Source organism: Rhodococcus sp. MTM3W5.2, assembly GCF_001984015.1.
Classification (GTDB): domain Bacteria; phylum Actinomycetota; class Actinomycetes; order Mycobacteriales; family Mycobacteriaceae; genus Rhodococcus_G; species Rhodococcus_G oryzae.
Map to the genome: position 1 here is coordinate 1,647,910 of NZ_CP019572.1, position 16,191 is coordinate 1,664,100.

Annotated in this window: 16 protein-coding genes and 1 pseudogene; 12 read left to right on the forward strand and 5 right to left on the reverse strand. The window is 68.8% G+C overall.

Going from position 1 to position 16,191, the window contains the following annotated elements:
- The 11 genes and pseudogenes from BTZ20_RS07555 to yhjD all read left to right on the forward strand — a co-directional run bounded on the left by BTZ20_RS07555 (nucleotide 1) and on the right by yhjD (nucleotide 10,956).
- Nucleotides 1-1,050, forward strand: coding sequence for a 3-oxoacyl-ACP synthase III family protein (locus tag BTZ20_RS07555; RefSeq protein ID WP_077040928.1), 1,050 nt, complete (start codon nucleotides 1-3; stop codon nucleotides 1,048-1,050).
- 5 nt (nucleotides 1,051-1,055) lie between these two features.
- Nucleotides 1,056-1,958, forward strand: coding sequence for a hypothetical protein (locus tag BTZ20_RS07560; RefSeq protein ID WP_077040929.1), 903 nt, complete (start codon nucleotides 1,056-1,058; stop codon nucleotides 1,956-1,958).
- On the forward strand, nucleotides 1,955-3,649 hold the full coding sequence (locus BTZ20_RS07565) for a fatty acid CoA ligase family protein (RefSeq protein ID WP_223263671.1): 1,695 nt from the start codon (nucleotides 1,955-1,957) through the stop codon (nucleotides 3,647-3,649). The genes BTZ20_RS07560 and BTZ20_RS07565 overlap by 4 nt, the downstream gene beginning before the upstream one ends.
- Complete coding sequence (locus BTZ20_RS27835; protein ID WP_077040931.1) at nucleotides 3,646-3,897, forward strand: hypothetical protein; 252 nt, start codon at nucleotides 3,646-3,648, stop codon at nucleotides 3,895-3,897. The genes BTZ20_RS07565 and BTZ20_RS27835 overlap by 4 nt, the downstream gene beginning before the upstream one ends.
- 8 nt (nucleotides 3,898-3,905) lie before the next feature.
- A pseudogene (locus BTZ20_RS07575) lies at nucleotides 3,906-4,933 on the forward strand (NAD-dependent epimerase/dehydratase family protein).
- Between the two features lie 36 nt (nucleotides 4,934-4,969).
- Nucleotides 4,970-5,773, forward strand: coding sequence for an exodeoxyribonuclease III (locus tag BTZ20_RS07580; protein ID WP_077040932.1), 804 nt, complete (start codon nucleotides 4,970-4,972; stop codon nucleotides 5,771-5,773).
- Nucleotides 5,774-5,809: 36 nt separating this feature from the next.
- A complete protein-coding gene (locus BTZ20_RS07585) occupies nucleotides 5,810-7,927 on the forward strand; it encodes an MMPL family transporter (protein WP_077040933.1) in 2,118 nt (705 codons plus the stop codon).
- Nucleotides 7,917-8,312, forward strand: a complete 396-nt coding sequence (locus tag BTZ20_RS07590; RefSeq protein ID WP_077040934.1) for a ribonuclease domain-containing protein — start codon at nucleotides 7,917-7,919, stop codon at nucleotides 8,310-8,312. The genes BTZ20_RS07585 and BTZ20_RS07590 overlap by 11 nt, the downstream gene beginning before the upstream one ends.
- The gene (locus BTZ20_RS07595) at nucleotides 8,312-8,791 is read left to right on the forward strand and encodes a barstar family protein (protein WP_077040935.1); all 480 of its coding nucleotides are present in this window, start codon (nucleotides 8,312-8,314) and stop codon (nucleotides 8,789-8,791) included. Before BTZ20_RS07590 ends, BTZ20_RS07595 begins: the two co-directional genes overlap by 1 nt.
- Before the next feature lie 77 nt (nucleotides 8,792-8,868).
- Nucleotides 8,869-9,921, forward strand: coding sequence for a tryptophan--tRNA ligase (gene trpS, locus BTZ20_RS07600; RefSeq protein ID WP_077040936.1), 1,053 nt, complete (start codon nucleotides 8,869-8,871; stop codon nucleotides 9,919-9,921).
- Between the two features lie 6 nt (nucleotides 9,922-9,927).
- Nucleotides 9,928-10,956, forward strand: coding sequence for an inner membrane protein YhjD (gene yhjD / locus BTZ20_RS07605; protein WP_077040937.1), 1,029 nt, complete (start codon nucleotides 9,928-9,930; stop codon nucleotides 10,954-10,956).
- Between the two features lie 39 nt (nucleotides 10,957-10,995).
- Here yhjD and BTZ20_RS07610 read toward each other — a convergent pair whose 3' ends face one another.
- Nucleotides 10,996-12,294, reverse strand: coding sequence for a D-alanyl-D-alanine carboxypeptidase family protein (locus BTZ20_RS07610; RefSeq protein WP_077040938.1), 1,299 nt, complete (start codon nucleotides 12,292-12,294; stop codon nucleotides 10,996-10,998).
- Between the two features lie 113 nt (nucleotides 12,295-12,407).
- Here BTZ20_RS07610 and BTZ20_RS07615 point away from each other — a divergent pair, with 113 nt between their 5' ends.
- Complete coding sequence (locus tag BTZ20_RS07615; protein ID WP_145982245.1) at nucleotides 12,408-12,716, forward strand: hypothetical protein; 309 nt, start codon at nucleotides 12,408-12,410, stop codon at nucleotides 12,714-12,716.
- A 34-nt stretch (nucleotides 12,717-12,750) separates the two neighbouring features.
- Here the strand turns inward: BTZ20_RS07615 and BTZ20_RS07620 are convergent, their stop codons facing one another.
- Genes BTZ20_RS07620 through BTZ20_RS07635 form a run of 4 tightly spaced genes read right to left on the reverse strand, consistent with a single transcriptional unit; the run spans nucleotide 12,751 to nucleotide 16,079 of the window.
- Entirely contained in the window at nucleotides 12,751-13,746 is a 996-nt protein-coding gene (locus BTZ20_RS07620; RefSeq protein ID WP_077040940.1) for a 1-aminocyclopropane-1-carboxylate deaminase/D-cysteine desulfhydrase, read from the reverse strand.
- Nucleotides 13,743-15,047, reverse strand: a complete 1,305-nt coding sequence (locus BTZ20_RS07625) for a D-arabinono-1,4-lactone oxidase (protein WP_077040941.1) — start codon at nucleotides 15,045-15,047, stop codon at nucleotides 13,743-13,745. The genes BTZ20_RS07620 and BTZ20_RS07625 overlap by 4 nt, the downstream gene beginning before the upstream one ends.
- A gap of 55 nt (nucleotides 15,048-15,102) precedes the next feature.
- Nucleotides 15,103-15,372: a hypothetical protein gene (locus BTZ20_RS07630; protein WP_077040942.1), complete on the reverse strand. Its 270-nt coding sequence runs from the start codon at nucleotides 15,370-15,372 to the stop codon at nucleotides 15,103-15,105.
- Entirely contained in the window at nucleotides 15,360-16,079 is a 720-nt protein-coding gene (locus BTZ20_RS07635) for a LysR family transcriptional regulator (RefSeq protein ID WP_083742576.1), read from the reverse strand. Before BTZ20_RS07635 ends, BTZ20_RS07630 begins: the two co-directional genes overlap by 13 nt.
- Nucleotides 16,080-16,191: the final 112 nt, after the last annotated feature.

Here is a 16,191-nt window from a genome sequence, read left to right on the forward strand (position 1 = left end):
ATGACCCAGTCGAGGTTCGAATCGATAGGCGCGTACCTCCCGTCCGCGGTGCTCAGCACGAAGGACCTGCTCGCCAAGCTCGCCGTGCCGCCGAGCTTCGATCTGCAAGCGATCACGGGGGTGGTGGACCGCCGGGTGTACGACTCCAGCGCGGACAACTACGAGGATTCGTTCACGCTGGCCTGCAACGCCGCCCGTGATGCGCTGTCCCGCTCGAGCTACGAGGCGGGCGATCTCGACGTGATCATCTCGACCTCGATCTCGCGGAGCAAGGACAGGGACTTCATGTACCTGGAGCCGTCCTTCGCGTCGATGCTCGGCAAGGAGCTGGGCGTCAAGGGCGCCATCCATTTCGATCTGTCCAACGCCTGCGCGGGGATGCTCAGTGGCGTCTACGTGCTCGACCGGATGATCCGCTCCGGTGCGGTCCGTAACGGGATGGTCGTGAGCGGCGAACACATCACGCCGATCTCGGAGACCGCGGTGCGTGAGATCTCGGAGAAGTACGACCTGCAGTTCGCCTCGCTGTCCGTGGGTGATTCGGGCGCTGCAGTGATCATGGACCGGTCCGTCGACGACGCCGACAAGATCGACTACATCGAGCTGATGACGGCGTCGGAGTACTCCGACCTGTGCATGGGTATGCCGAGTGACCAGTCGCCGGGCATCGCGCTCTACACCGACAACCGCAAGATGCACAACGAGTCACGGTTCCTGCTGTGGACGAACGCGCAGCGGGAGTTCCTCGCTGCCCGCGGCCAGACCTTCGCCGACGAGGAGTTCGACTTCGTCATCCATCACCAGTTCGGCGCCTCGGCCGTGGTGTACATGAACGCGCTCGGCGAGAAGGAGTTCGGCACTCCGATGCCGCCCGCGCTCAATGTGGTGGAGAAGTACGGCAACACCTCCAGCACTTCGCATTTCATCGTGCTGCACGACCATCTGAAGGACAAGGCTGTCCCGAAGGGATCGAAGATCCTGATGGTTCCTGCGGCATCCGGCATCGTCACCGGCTACGTGTCCGCCACGATCACGTCCCTGGAGGTCTGAGCAACATGGGTATCTCGATCAAGTCCACCGGGATGAGCGTGGCCACGGCGACGACGAGCGCAATCGAGCATTCCGCTCGCGCGGCGCGCGGCGCCATGAGCAGCGCAGGCATCGAGCCCGAGCAGGTGGGCGTGCTCATCAACACCGGCGTCTACCGCGACTCGAACCTGTTCGAGCCGGCGATCGCGGCGCTGATCCAGCGCGAGGCGGGCATCGGCCTCGAGTATCCGGAGGGCGTGAGCAGGTCGTTCTCGTTCGACCTGATGAACGGGGCCTGCGGCGTGCTCAACGCGGTACAGGTGGCAACCGCCCTTCTCGAAACCGACAGTGCGCAGTACGTTCTCGTCGTCTCCGGGGACACCCACCCTTCGCTCCAGCGACGCAGGCCCGCCGCGGACTTCCCGTTCGTCACGGCGGGGGCGGCGATGCTGCTCGAGAAGACCGACACCCCATCGGGATTCGGCCCCGTGCACGTCGCGGAGCTGGAGGGGACCCCGGCGACGAGGGGTTTCGCCAATATCGCCGAGATGGGTGTCCACGGCCGCTCGCTGGTGACCGTGGAGCGCGAGGACGGGTTCGAGGGGCGTCTGCTCGAGGTGGCAGGTGTCGCCGCGGGTAAGGCGATCGGATCGCACGAGGGCGGGCTGGACCTGTCTCGGACCGCGCTGATCAGCTCTCGGCCGACCGCGGGGTTCCCGGCCGCGCTGGCCGCGCAGCTCGGTATCGCACCGGAGGCGGTGCTCGGCAGCGGTGTGGTCGAGGGTGATGCGCACACCGCCGCGCTGACAGCGGCGTATCACCAGGTGGACGAGGCGATTCTGGCCGGCTACGACACCGTGCTGTTCGTGGCCGCGGGCGCCGGGCCGAGCGCGGCCGCCACCGTGTACCGGCTGGCACCGACGGCGTGAGCAGGGCGACGACCACTACTGCGGTGCCCGCCCGCCCGGCGGCGCACTGCGGATCGGTGGAACGGATCCGGGCGATCGCGCGGGCGCACCCGGATCTGGAGGCGGTGATCTCACCGGACGGCAAGGGCGAGGCGGGTGTGCCCACCTACGGGCGGCTGACCTATCGGGAGCTCGACGACTGGTCCGATCTGCTCGCCCAGCGGTTCGAGGAGATCGGGATCCGGCGCGGGGTGCGAACCCTGCTGCTGGTCACCCCGGGGCCCGAGTTCTACGCCATCATGATCGGTTTGCTGAAGGTGGCGGCGGTGCCCGTCGTGATCGACCCGGGCATGGGACTGCGTCCGATGCTCACCTGTCTGAAATCCGTTTCCCCACAGGCGTTCATCGGCATCTCGAAGGCGCACCTGCTGCGGTTGGTGTTCCGTTCGGCGTTCGCGACGGTGGGGGTCAAGGTCACCGTCGGGCGCAAGCTCTGGGGCGGCCATTCCCTTCGGGCCTGGGGCCGGACCCCGGACCGGCCGGTTGCGCCGAGCCAGGAGGCACCGGCGGACGAGGTGATGATGATCGCCTTCACCACGGGTAGCACCGGACCCGCCAAGGCCGTGAATCTCACCCACGGCAATCTCGCCGCGATGCTGGACCAGGTCGATGACGCCCGCAAGCGGGTGCCGCCCGAGACGTCCCTGATCACGCTGCCGATCTTCGGGGTGCTCGACCTGATGCTCGGCTCCCGTTGCGTGCTGCCGCCGATCGTGCCGGGGGAGGTGGGCTCGACGGATCCCGCGCACGTGGTCGACGCGATCCACCGGTTCGACATCCGGACGATGTTCGCGTCGCCTGCCGTGCTCGTTCCGCTGGTGCGGTACGCGCAGTCGCACGACGTGCGGCTGCCGTCCGTGCGGTCCATCTACTCCGGCGGCGCCCCGGTACCGGACCACGCCATCGCGGCGCTGCGCGCGATCCTGCCCGCCGAGGCCGAGGTGACCGCCGGCTACGGGTCGACGGAGGCGCTGCCGATGTCCTCGATCGAGTCGCGCGAGCTGCTCGGCGAGTTCGTCGCCAGGGCCCACGCAGGAGCGGGAACGTGCATCGGGCGCCCGGCGCTCGGCCTCGAGGCGAGGGTCGTCGGCATCACCGACGAGCCGATCCCCACCAGGTCCGACGAGACGGCCGCGGGTGGGATCGGCGAGATCGTGGTGGCCGGGCCGAACGTGAGTACCAGTTACGCCTGGCCGGAGGCGGCGAACGCGCTCGGCAAGATCAGGGACGGCGACCGTATCTGGCACCGGACGGGTGACCTGGGCTGGATCGACGAGGGCGGCCGGATCTGGTTCTGCGGGCGCAAGAGTCAGCGGGTCCGCACCGCGGACGGAGCGCTGTTCACCGTCCAGTGCGAGCAGATCTTCAACACGGTCCCGGAGGTGTTCCGGACCGCGCTGGTCGGTGTCCGTGGTGACAGCGACACCCGCCCGGTGCTCTGTGTCGAGCTGATGCCGGGGGTCCGGAAGAGCGAACGGGCGCGGATCGAGGAGGAACTGCGTGAGCTCGGGGCACAGAGCCACACCACCGACCGGATCCACGACTTCCTCTTCCATCCCGGCTTCCCGGTCGACATCCGGCACAACGCGAAGATCGGACGCGAGAAGCTGACGGTCTGGGCGGCATCGCAATTGGTGAAGGCGGAACGATGAGTACGAGGGTCATACTGCTGCGTGCCATCCCGGTATTGGGATGGATCTACCTGGTGGCCGGGCTCATCCGGCCCTCCGGCAACCGTCTCGCGCGGGCGCTGTGGTGGATCGACGTGGTGCTCAGTGTGGGCGCGCACGCCGCGCAGATCCCGGCCGCACTGAAGGAAGGCCGCGCAGGGGGGCATTCGGATGTGAAGATCGCCGCGATGACGATGTTGCTCGGCGCGACCTGGTGGCGGACCCAGTGAGGGCACTGGTGACCGGTGCGAGCGGATTCCTCGGTGGCGCGCTCGCCCGTCGACTGGTTGCGGACGGCGAGATGGACGTCTCCGTGTTGGTGCGCCGCACCAGCAATCTCACCGATCTCGGCGACACCTCGAAGTTGACTCTCGTCTACGGCGATCTCACCGACCGTGACTCCCTGTTCGAGGCGACCAGGGGGTGGACGTGGTGTTCCACAGCGCCGCCAGGGTGGACGAACGTGGTGTCCGCGAACAGTTCTGGAACGAGAACGTGCAGGCGACCGCCGACCTGCTGGAGGCCTCCCGCAGAAACGGGGTGTCGCGCTTCGTGTTCATCTCCAGCCCGAGCGCGTTGATGGAGTACGACGGCGGCGATCAGATCGACGTCGACGAGTCGGTCCCGTACCCGAGCAGGTACCTCAACCTGTACTCCGAGACCAAGGCGGCCGCCGAGCGGCTCGTGCTGGAGGCGAACGGCCCCGACCTGATCACCTGCGCGCTGCGGCCGCGGGCGATCTGGGGTGCGGGCGACCGGTCGGGTCCGATCGTCCGGCTACTCGCGAAGGCGTCCGAGGGCTCCCTGCCGGACATCTCCGGCGGCAAGGACGTCTACGCCTCGCTCTGCCACGTCGACAACATCGTCGACGCGTGCGTGCTGGCCACCGGCTCGGACCGGGTCGGTGGCAGGCCGTACTACATCGCGGACGCCGAGACCACCAACGTGTGGGAGTTCGTCGGGGTGGTGTCACGGATGTTCGGGTTCGCCCCGCCCAGCCGCAGACCAAACCCTCGGGTGCTGGCCGCGGTGGTGGCGGTCGCCGAGGCGATCTGGCGGGTGCCGTACATCGCGAAGCGCTGGTCGCCGCCGTTGTCGCGGTATGTGATCGCGCTGATGACGCGCAGCGCGACCTTCGACACCGGCGCTGCTCGGCGCGACCTCGGCTACCGGCCGGTGGTGGACCGGGACAAGGGGCTCGCCGCCTTCAAGGACTGGGTGGACGAGCAGGGTGGGCTCGAGGCGCTGGCGGCCCCGCTGCGATAGCGGCGCTGTCGGCCAGTTGGGCTACGGTTCCTACCCGTGCCGCACATCATCACCACCGTCAACGTCAACGGGATCCGCGCCGCAGCCAAGAAGGGCATGTTGGAGTGGATCGAGGCCACCGAGGCGGACGTCATCTGTCTCCAGGAGACCCGCGCCGACGACAAGCAACTCGCCACCACCCTGGCCGCTGTCCTCGAGGCCGGCTGGCACCTGGTCTCCGCTCAGCCGTCTGCCAAGGGCCGCAACGGGGTGGCGATCCTGTCGCGCAGGCAGGCGGACGCGGTGCGGATCGGGCACGGGGACGAGGAGTTCGCCGAGGCCGGGCGGTACATCGAGGCCGATTTCGACGACCTCACGGTGGCCAGCCTGTACCTCCCGTCCGGCGAGGTGGAGACCGAGCGGCAGGTGGAGAAGGAACGGTTCCTCCGATCCTTCGGACCGTATCTGGCGGCGACGGCAGCGGCGGCCGAGCGGGCGGACCGGCACGTGGTGGTGTGCGGCGACTGGAACATCGCACACACCGAGCTGGACCTGAAGAACCACAAGGGCAACAAGAAGAACTCCGGCTTCCTGCCGAACGAACGCGAGTGGATGGGCTCGGTGTTCGGCGAGTTCGGCTGGGTGGACGTGATGCGCCGGCTGCACCCGGACCTGGAGGGTCCCTATACCTGGTGGTCCTACCGCGGCAAGGCATTCGACAACGACTCGGGCTGGCGGATCGACTACCAGGTCTCGACGCCCGTGCTCGCGGAGCGGGCGAAGCAGGCCGTCGTCGAGCGGGCCGCGTCCTACGACCTGCGATGGTCGGACCACGCGCCGGTCACCGTCCAGTATCGCTAGTCGGATTCCGCAGTCGGATACCGCTAGTCTTCCACCGTGACGCGGTGGACATCGTTCGTGCTGGGGCGCCGTTGGGCCGTGCTGACGGTCGTGGTCGGCGCCATGCTCCTCGGGGGCTTGTGGGGATCCGGCGTGCTGGACCGGCTCAGCCAGGGCGGTGACATCGACCCGTCCAGTGAGGCGGCGCTGGTCGACGAGCTGCTGGCCGAGCATTTCGGGATCCGCAGCCCGGACATCATCGCGATCTACCGTGCCCCCGACGGCAAGACCGTCGACGACATCGGCCCCGCGGTGTCGGCCCGCCTCGCCGAGGTCGATCGGGGCCTGCTCGCGGAGCCGATCGAGGACTACTGGAGCGCAACGGGCCCGATCCGGTCGTTGCTGCGCAGCGGCGACGAATCCACCGCGCTGGCAGTGGTTTTCGTGGCGGGCAGCGAGAGCGAGCGGATCGCGTCGTTCACCGAGCTGGAACCGCAGCTGACCGTGCCGGGGGTGTCGACCGAGCTGTCCGGGTTCAGCGCGATCGCGGACGAGGTCAACAAGGAGTCCAAGCGCGACCTGGTGGTCGCGGAGATGGTCTCGTTGCCGGTCACCTTGCTGGTGCTGGTGCTGGTCTTCGGCGGGCTGGTCGGCGCGGCGATCCCGGTCGCGATCGGGGCGCTCTCGATGCTCGGCGCGTTGGCCGCGCTGCGCCTGCTGTCGATGTTCCTCGAGGTCAGCGTGTTCTCGGTGAACATCGCCTCGCTGCTCGGGCTCGGCATGGCGATCGACTACGGACTCTTCATCGTCAGCCGCTATCGCGAGGAGCTGGCGGCAGGGGCGGGAACCGACGAGGCGGTCACCGCGACGATGGCCTCCGCGGGCCGCACGGTCGCGTTCTCCGCGGTGCTCCTGCTGTGTGCGTTTGCGGGCACCCTGGTGTTCCCGCAGCAGATGCTCAAGTCGCTCGGGTTCGGCGCGATGGCCGCGGTCGCGCTGGCCGCAGTGCTCTCGTTGACGGCGCTGCCCGCGCTGCTCGCCATCCTCGGCCCGCGGATCGACGCGCTGACCTGGCGCCGCGGGGCATTCGAGCGGGGTGAGGCTCGCGCGCAACGTTTCTGGGGCGCGCTCGCGACCGCCGTGATGCGAAGGCCGGTCGTCATCGCCGTCACCATCGTGACCGTGCTGTTGCTGTTGACGCTGCCGCTGTTGGGGACCCGTTTCGGCGATGTCGACCACACCGCGCTGCCGCCGGGCAACGAGACGCGCACGACGGTGGAGCAGCTCACCGCGCAGTTTCCGATCGCGAGCAGCGGCGCCACCGTCGTGATCCGCGGCGAGGACGGCGCGCCACCCGACGACGCGGCGGTCACCGAGGTGATCGGGGCGGTCGGGGCGACCGACGGCGTCCAGCAGGCCATCACGGTGGGTACCGCCGATGGGATGGTCGCGGTCCGCGCGGTGCTGGACGACCCCGACCGGTCGGTTGCCGCGGTCGACACCGTCCGCAGACTCGACGAGATCGAGGCGCCCGCGGGCACCGAGTTGCTGCTGGGCGGGATCACCGCGTTGTCCGTCGACAGCGTGAACTCGGTCCTGCACTATCTGCCGGTGATGATCGCGGTGATGGTGATCGCGACGCTGGTGCTGATGTTCTTCGCGTTCGGGTCGATCGTGCTGCCGATCAAGGCGGTGCTGATGGCCGCGTTGAGCCTGGGCGCGACCTTCGGCATCCTCACCTGGATCTTCTACGACGGGCACCTGACGGGTCTGCTCAACGTCACCCCGGGGCCGCTGATCTCGGGGATGGTCGTGCTGATCATCGCGATGGTCTTCGGTCTCTCCACCGACTACGAGGTGTTCCTGATCTCGCGGATGGTCGAGGCGCGGCGGGCCGGGGCGACCACCGAGGAGGCCGTGCGCATCGGCGCGGCCAAGACGGGGCGGGTGGTGACTGCGGCCGCGACCTTGTTGATCCTGGTGACCGGCGCCTTCACCCTCTCCGACCTGTCCGTGATGCGGTTCATCGGGGTCGGGATGATCGTCGCCCTGATCATCGACGCCACCGTGGTCCGGATGTTGCTGGTGCCCGCGCTGGTGAAGCTGATGGGCGAGGCCAACTGGTGGGCGCCCGCGTCGATGGTCCGGCTGAGGGAGCGGGTCAATGTCCACTAGGTCCCGCGGCGTGATCGCCGCGGCGGTGCTGGTGTTCGTCGCGATCGTGGCGGCACTGCTGCTGACCACCGGTCGGGACCAACCCGGCTCGTCCACGCAGGCAGGGGTCCCCGCGGCCGCCGTCGCGACCCTGCAGAAGATCGACGAGGGTACCTGGCCGGACTCTGCCGGGGCGCCGGGCACCAAGGGCGGTGACCGCTTCGGCAACAGGGAGCGGCAATTGCCAACCGCGGACGCGTCGGGTCGGGCCGTCGGGTATCGCGAGTGGGACGTGAACCCGAAGCAGCGCGGAAAACCGAGGGACGCGCAGCGCATCGTCACCGGTAGTGACGGTTCGGCCTGGTACACCGGTGATCACTACACGACATTTGTGAGGATGCGCTGATGACAACGGTGGACGGATTCATCACCGATCGAACCGGTCCGGTGGCGGGCATGCTGACCGGTACCGCGCCGGTCGGCGACACCCTCGCCTATGCGCTCTCCGAGCGCGGCTACACCGTGCGGGTGGTGCGTGCCCCGAAGATGCGGACCACGGATGCCCTGTTCGACGAATTCGCCGCGGCGCTGCAGTTCCCGTACTACTTCGGTGCCAACAAGGACGCGTTCGACGAGTGCCTGCGCGACGCCGACGACTGGTTGGGCGAGTCGCCCGGACTGGTGCTGATGGTCCGCGACGCGGCGGACCTGCTGGCCGACGAGCCCGGGGAGTTGGGCTGGTTCGTCGATGCCGTCGAGGATGGGGCGAAGGACCGGACCGACGGCCTGTTGCGGGTGATCCTGCAGGCGGATCGGCCGTCGGCGAGCGCGTTGGCCCGCCGCTGGACGTCGGCGGGCGGGGAGCTCGCATGGGTGGAGCCCTGATCGAATTCCAGGTGGGTGACCGGGCATGAAAGGATCGGGGCCATGTCGAGTTCCGCATCGTCGCCGTCCGCACCGTCATCGGACACCGCCCCGGTGAACACCGCCCCGCCGCGCCCGGCACCGCCGCCCGGCAGCGGGTCCTCTCGGGCATCCAGCCCACCGCCGACTCGTTCCACCTCGGCAACTTCCTCGGGGCGCTGCAGCAGTGGGTGCCCCTGCAGGACGATTTCGACGCCTTCTACTTCATCCCCGACCTGCACGCGATCACGGTCCCGCAGGAGCCCAAGGAGCTGCGGCGCCGCACGAAGGTCGCCGCCGCGCAGCTGCTGGCGCTCGGCATCGACCCGGACCGGTCGACGCTGTTCGTGCAGAGCCAGGTGCCCGAGCACGCGCAGCTCGCGTGGGTACTGAACTGCATCACCGGCTTCGGCGAGGCCAGCCGGATGACGCAGTTCAAGGACAAGTCCGCCAAGCAGGGCACCGAGTCGGCGACGGTCGGCCTGTTCACGTATCCGGTGCTGATGGCCGCCGACATCCTGCTCTACCGACCGCAGCGGGTCCCGGTGGGCGAGGACCAGCGCCAGCACCTGGAGATGGCTCGTGACCTGGCGCAGCGGTTCAACACCCGGTTCGGCAAGGCCTTCGTGATCCCCGAGGCGCAGATGATCAAGGGCACCTCGAAGATCTACGACCTGCAGGACCCCACGTCGAAGATGAGCAAGTCGGCGGCATCCGCGGCCGGGTTGATCAACCTGCTCGACGACCCGAAGGTGTCGGCGAAGAAGATCAAGTCCGCAGTCACCGACAACGAGCGCGAGATCCGCTTCGACCGGGAGAACAAGCCCGGCGTGAGCAACCTGCTGACCATCCAGTCCGCGCTGTCCGGCACGAGCGTCGAGGACCTGGAAAAGGGTTACGAGGGCAAGGGCTACGGCGACCTGAAGTCCGATACCGCCGAGGTGCTCGTGGAGTTCGTGACCCCGCTCCGCGCGAAGGTCGACGCGTACATGGCAGACCCGGCCGAGCTGGACCGCATCCTGGACGCGGGCGCGCTGCGGGCCCGCGAGGTGTCCGAGCGGACTCTGGCGACGGTCTATGACAAGGTGGGGTTCCTGAAGTACAAGGGGTGATCCGCGGTGCCGGACGTCAAAGCGCTTCTCGAGCGTCTCCGTGCGGCGCGGCCGTGGCTTGATCACCTGATCCGTGCGGGCGGGCGGTACCAGGCGCAGAAGGGCGACTACTTCGCGGCCGGGATCACCTACTTCAGCGTGTTCGCGCTGTTCCCGTTGTTGATGGTCGGCTTCGCGGTCACCGGTTTCATTCTGGTCGGACATCCCGAGCTGCTCACCTCGATCCACGATGCGGTCAGCAAGGCGATGCCGGGCAACCTGGGCGACCAGATCAACCAGCTGATCGACGCGGCGATCGCCGCGCGAACCACGGTGGGTGTCATCGGCCTGATCGTCGCCGCGTATTCGGGCCTTGGGTGGATGGCGAACCTGCGCGAGGCGCTCAGCGCGATGTGGGACCAGCGCCATCCCACCGCGGGGTTCCTGCGGACCAAGCTGAAGGATCTCGCGAAGCTGGTGGGTCTGGTACTGGCCCTGATCATTTCGGTTGGCCTGTCCATGATCGGTGAGGGCAGCACCACCGGGCGGGTCCTGGAATGGCTCGGCATCGACGACATCGGCTGGGTGGGGACCCTGGTGCGGCTCCTGTCGAGCGTGCTCGCCGTGGTGGCGACATGGGCACTGTTTGTCTGGGTCATCGCCCGGTTGCCCCGCGAACCGATCACCCTCCGCAGCGCGGCGAAGGCGGCGCTGTTCGCGGCGGTGGGGTTCGAGGTCTTCAAGCGGCTGGGCGTGATCTATCTGAGGGCGGTCACCAACGGGCCCGCCGGCTCCACCTTCGGCCCGATCATCGGCCTGCTGGTGTTCATCTACTTCACGGCGCGGTTGGTGCTCTTCTCCACGGCGTGGGCGGCGACAGCGCACGAGAACGAGGTGAAGGCGTTTGTGCCGCCGCCGGATCCGGCGATCATCGAGGTGAAGCAGGCGCCTGCGAGGGGGCCGACGATGTCCGAGGCGCTTGCCCTTGTCGGGGTGGGCGCGGCGGCCGCGGTCGGGCTCGGCGGATTGATGCGGCGGCGCAGGCGCCGCGACTGACCCTCGGCCCGGCCGGCCCGGCCGGCCCGGCCGGCCCGGTCAGCGCCGGCGCCGGCGCCGGAGCCGCGCGGCTGCCACGAGCAGCATGCCGACGATCGCCGAACCGACCACCGCGACAGCGGTTCTCGATAACCCGGGAGTGGAGTCGGCCGGCGGGCCCGCGGCGATCGGACCGCCGACCGGACTGGCCGGTGGCGCGGCCAGGGTCACCGGCGCCGCCGCCTGAGCCTCGGCCGAGTCGGTCAGGGTGCCGACCGATTCCGATGCCGGGAGCGCGAAGCCGTAGTCGAGGAGTCGGGCGGCCTGTTCCCACGGGCGAATCGGTTTGACGTCACCCGCCATCAGGGTCACCACGAGCGTTCGGCCGTTGCGTTCGGCGGCACCGACGAAGGTCTGCCGCGCATCGTCGGTGTACCCGGTCTTGCCCCCGAGTGCCCCGTCGTAGTTGTAGAGCAGCTTGTTGTCATTGGCGAGTGTGAACCCGGGATGGTCCTTGTCCTCCGGGTCGGTGGGGTCCTTCGGGAATCCAGGGAACGGTACCGACTCGGTGCGGATGAAATCAGAGAAGGTCTTGTCCCGCATCGCTTCACGGAAGATCACCGCGAGATCGTAGGCGGAGCTGGACATTCCGGGACCGTCCAGGCCCGACGGGGTGGCGGTGCGGGTGTCGAGGGCACCGAGGGAGCGGGCCAGCTCGTTCATCTTCTCCACGGTGCGCTCGTCCCCGCCGAGCTGCGCGGCGAGCGCGTGCGCGGCATCGTTGCCCGAGGCCATCACCAGGCCCTGCATGAGCTGGCGGTTGGTGTACCGCCCGTCCTTGCCGAGGCCGACCGCGCTGCCCTCGGCGTTCGCGTCGTCGGCTGTGGCGGTGACGGTGGTGTCGAGGTCGAGTTCGCGCAGGGCGAGGATCGCGAGGAGCACCTTGATGGTGCTCGCGGGGCGGTAGCGACCGTGCGGGTCCTTGGCCGCGATCACGGCGCCCGAGTCGAGGTCGGCGAGCACCCAGCCGGTCGCGGAGATCTCGGCGGGCAGGCCGGGTGCGCCGTCGGGGGTGATGGCGCCGCACTCGCCGAGTCGGGCGCCGCCGACCGGCCGGGCGGGGACGGGCAGCGCTGCGGGCGCGGTCTGCCCGGGCGCAGGCACCTCGGAGAGGTCGATGGCCTGCGGCGGAGAGTTGCGCTGCGGGCAGTTGTCGGTGTTCGGGGTGGTGAACGGCGTGGTGGTGGTCGTGCTCGAGTCCGGCGGCGCGGGGGAGGGTTGCGCGACCGCCGGCGCGCCGACCAGGGCGATCGAGGCGACGGCGGCCAGTGCGGTCAGGGCTCGTGCGGGCGCGTTCATCGAGGATGCAGGGTATTCGACCCGGTGCTGGGGGGCCAAGTTTCCACACCGGCCCGTGATCGAATCGGGTCGAGAGCGGCCGTGCCCGCCGTGGTCGTGCTCGAATGAGCGTCATGACCACGAACCGGCACCGGGTGCGCATCGACGGGGACATCCTGCTCACGCTCGACGGCGACATCGTCACCATCGCGACGCCCAGATACGAGCCGGGGATCTTCTTCGTGCACGCGGAGCTCATGGAGGTGCACGTCGTCCCCAAGGGGGAGGACTGGAAGGTGAAGCTCAAGACCACGGGGGTGACCGTGCCGTTCCAGGTGTTGCCGTTCACCGTGCCCGCCGCGCAGATCCCGGCCTTCACCGCCTTCGTCGACCGGGCCAAGGAGGCGAGGGAGCGGTCGCTTCGTGAGACGTCGTCGACCTAGCCCTCGTGGCATGGCCGCGTGCCGGTAACGGGATTCATCGGGGTCCGTTCGTGTTGAGGAACAACACGGGAGTCTCGGTGCCCGGTTTGTCGTCCGCGGTGAGGTCGAGCACGGCTGCCATGGCTTTGCCGGTGTACACCGGTTCCAATGCGAGATTCTCGTGTTCTCTTGCCACGGCCAGCGCGGTCAGCGCCGCCGGGGTGGGGTGTCCGTAGCCGGTGCCCAACCAGGCGCGAGTGACGGTCAGTCGCTGTGGTGACAGCTGCAGGGCCGGAAGATCCGCGCCGCGCGCGGTCAGCAGCGTCGCGGTGCGGCGGGCCAGTCGGTGGATGGTGTGCTGGTCCAGGTGCAGGGTGTCGTTGACGACGACGGCGGTGACGGTGACGTCGGCGAGCCCGGCCAACTCCAGGCCAAGGCACAGGCCCGCGGCGGTGCCTCCGGAACCGACGGGGACGACGATGCTGCCGGGCCGGGGCAACGCCCCTGCCCGGATCTGCTCGGCCAGCTCCAGTGCCATCTCGACGTAGCCGAGCGCACCCACCGCGTTGGATCCGCCAGGCGGGATGACGCAGGCGCGGCGGTACCGGGCGAGCAGCAATGGCGCGGCGGCGACGGTGCGAATCTTGGTGCGGGTGAAGTACAGTCGCGCACCGCTGTCGCGCAAGCGGTCCAGCTGAGCCCGCACGTGATCGTCCACGGGTTGGTCGACCAGGGCGAGCACCGTGTCCAGTCCGTGCTCGCGGCCGTAGCGGGCGGTGGCCAGGCCCCAGTTGGTACCCAGTCCGCCGACGGTGATCACGGTCCGGCGATCGCGTCGCACGGCGTCGGCCAGCAGCCATTCCAGTTTGCGGACCTTGTTGCCACCCCAGCCGCCGTCGCCGTAGGCGCCCTCGTCTTTGAGCCACACCGGGCCCGCCGCCGTGGGCAGGTGGGTCAACTCCCGCACCGGAGTCGGCCCCGAGCCGAGGCGCAGCCGGGGCAGACTCGCCTTCAGGGCGGGAAAGCGTTGGTGTAGAAGCGTCTCGGTCATGACTGGACCGGTCCCAGCACGTGCTCGAGGTGCGGGTTGGTGAAAACTCCGTGGGGGTCGAGGTCGGCGCGGATGGCCGCGAAGCGATCCCACCCCGGGTAGGCATCGCGCAACGATTCCGCGGAACGGAAATGCCTTTTCCCCCAATGCGGTCGGCCGCGGTACTCCATCATGATCCGCTCCACTTCGCTGAAGTACGGTGCCCACGGTAGGCCCTTGAACTGGTGGACGGCGATGTAGCAGCTGGCGCGCTCGTGAGCGGGGCTGAGCAGGGCGTCATCGGCGCCGACGAACCGCACTTCCAGTGGGGTCGGCGCGGGATGGCGTTCGGCGACCGCGAGGACCCGGCGCACTGCATTGGCCGCGTGCTCGCGGCCGATGGCGTACTCCATCTCGGTGATCGGCACCAAACGCGGTGTGGCGAACACGCGGTAGGACCGATCGACGACGTGGCGGGTGCCGGAAAAGCGCGTGCACAACCGGTTGATCGTGGGAATCCAGGCCGGGACCGCGCGTCCGACCGCACACGCTCCCCAGTACCCGTAGTTGGTCAGGGCCACATCCTCGAACCATTCCCGTGCCGGTCGCAGCGGGCGCTCCGGCAGGTCGGTGCGGTTCCAGGTCTTGGTCATCACCTTCGCGCTGTGACCGAAGGCGAAGAATCCGAAGTGATCATTTCCGTCGACCATTTCGTCCAGGCCCGCCAGAACCTCGTCCAAACCCATCGTGGTTTCGGCACTTTCGAGCCTGAACGCCGGCACCGCCTGGAGCGTGACGGCGCTGACAACGCCCAGCGCACCCAGCGAGATCCGCGCCGCCCGGTGTAGATCCGGTTGGGAGGCATCGATTTCGAGGGCGCGGCCATCGGCCAGGGTCAGTTCGATCGACTGCAGCGCTGCCGACAGATTGGGCAGTCCGATCCCCGCGCCGTGGGTGCCGGTCGCGGTCGCGCCCGCGATGGACTGCACGTCGATGTCACCCAGGTTGGCGAAGGCCAGCCCGTGCCGCCACATCGCCGCGCTCAACGCACCAAGGGAGACACCGGCCTCGCACCGCACCAGGCCGGACCGAGGATCGATGTCGAGCACCCGATCCATTCCCGTGAGACTGATCAGTGTTCCGTCGGTGAGCACGCCATCGGTGAACGAATGCCCGCCACCGGCCACTCGGACCGTGTGGCCGGCGGCGGTGGCGCGTTCGATCGCCGCGGCCAGTTCCGTGCGGTCGTTCGGCCGTTCCAGCGCGGCGGGGTGGCAGGTTTGATCGCCGGCAAAGTTGGTCCAGGTCGTGCTGTCAGGCATGCGACAGACACTAGGAACACCCGGCCAGGAGCGGAAACATCGGCTTCGCGTCGAACTACGGATTCTGGTTGTCGATCGACCACGGCGCGGTGGTAGCGGTCGCGGACTCCACCGCCGCCACCAGCTCCGGATGCCCCTGCCGCACCACACGGCAGGCCTCGAAGAACGACTCCACCAGGGGCGTCCGGTGATCGGCCCGCGCCGCGACCACCATCACGCTCGGAGGAGCGTCCTCGATCCGCACATAGGACACCCCCGGGAACGGCAGCCACCGCGCCGCCGCCGCGGTCACCACGACCCCGACACCGGCCATCACCTTGGCCATCTCCTCGAGCAGTGTGGTCGACCGCGACACGACCGGCGCTGCCGCCCCGCGCGGAACTGCTCGAGCTGCCAGAACCCGTTCCACACCGCGTCACCGGTCGACGAACCCAGCATCGGCTCGGCGAGCACATCCGACACCCGCACCGATGCCCGTGCGGCCAGCTGATGTCCTGCTGCGCAGGCCAGCACCACCGGTTCGGCGAACAGTCGTTCCGTGGCCAAACCCGCGGTGTCGACCGGCAACCGCACGAACGCGACGTCCACCACGCCCGCGGACAGGCCCGCCGAAGGATCGTCATAGTTGAACTGCCGCAACTCCAACTGAATCCCGGGATGCCGAGCCCGCACCTCGTCCAGGATCGGTTCGGTCAACGTCAACGCCGCACCCTCCCCGAAGCCGACACGCAGCAGTCCGGACTCCTCGCGATGCAGGGTGCGCGCCTGCTCCGCCGCGTGATCGAGCCGCGTCAGCAGCGTCGCCGCCTCCACGAAGAAGGCCGCACCAGCCGAGGTTAACTCGACCCGTCGCGACGACCGGTCCAGCAATCGCACACCCAGTAGCCGCTCCAGCTGACGAACCTGCTCACTGACACCCTGCTGCGCCACATGCAGCCGTGCTGCCGCGCGAGTGAAATTCCGTTCCCGCGCGACCTCCACGAAGTACTGCAGATGCCGAACCGTCATCCCCGTCAAACCCGCATCACTCATGTGCCCTCACTGCCGGCCGTCATCTGGGAACTCCTCTGCAAAGCCACCAGCTTGCATGACGCGTGGGGTCACCGGAAGTGCATCTCGACGGTGCCGGGGTCCGAGTCTCCGC

Bases quoted from the DNA above. Each gene is read 5' to 3' on its own strand.
- BTZ20_RS07610 (WP_077040938.1), bottom strand. From the start codon at position 12,294: ATGAACGCGCCCGCACGAGCCCTGACCGCACTGGCCGCCGTCGCCTCG.
- BTZ20_RS07620 (WP_077040940.1), bottom strand. From the start codon at position 13,746: ATGACCGAGACGCTTCTACACCAACGCTTTCCCGCCCTGAAGGCGAGT.
- BTZ20_RS07595 (WP_077040935.1), top strand. From the start codon at position 8,312: ATGACAACGGTGGACGGATTCATCACCGATCGAACCGGTCCGGTGGCG.
- BTZ20_RS07625 (WP_077040941.1), bottom strand. From the start codon at position 15,047: ATGCCTGACAGCACGACCTGGACCAACTTTGCCGGCGATCAAACCTGC.
- BTZ20_RS07615 (WP_145982245.1), top strand. From the start codon at position 12,408: ATGACCACGAACCGGCACCGGGTGCGCATCGACGGGGACATCCTGCTC.
- BTZ20_RS07630 (WP_077040942.1), bottom strand. From the start codon at position 15,372: ATGGCCAAGGTGATGGCCGGTGTCGGGGTCGTGGTGACCGCGGCGGCG.
- BTZ20_RS27835 (WP_077040931.1), top strand. From the start codon at position 3,646: ATGAGTACGAGGGTCATACTGCTGCGTGCCATCCCGGTATTGGGATGG.
- BTZ20_RS07555 (WP_077040928.1), top strand. From the start codon at position 1: ATGACCCAGTCGAGGTTCGAATCGATAGGCGCGTACCTCCCGTCCGCG.
- BTZ20_RS07635 (WP_083742576.1), bottom strand. From the start codon at position 16,079: ATGAGTGATGCGGGTTTGACGGGGATGACGGTTCGGCATCTGCAGTAC.
- BTZ20_RS07590 (WP_077040934.1), top strand. From the start codon at position 7,917: ATGTCCACTAGGTCCCGCGGCGTGATCGCCGCGGCGGTGCTGGTGTTC.
- BTZ20_RS07560 (WP_077040929.1), top strand. From the start codon at position 1,056: ATGGGTATCTCGATCAAGTCCACCGGGATGAGCGTGGCCACGGCGACG.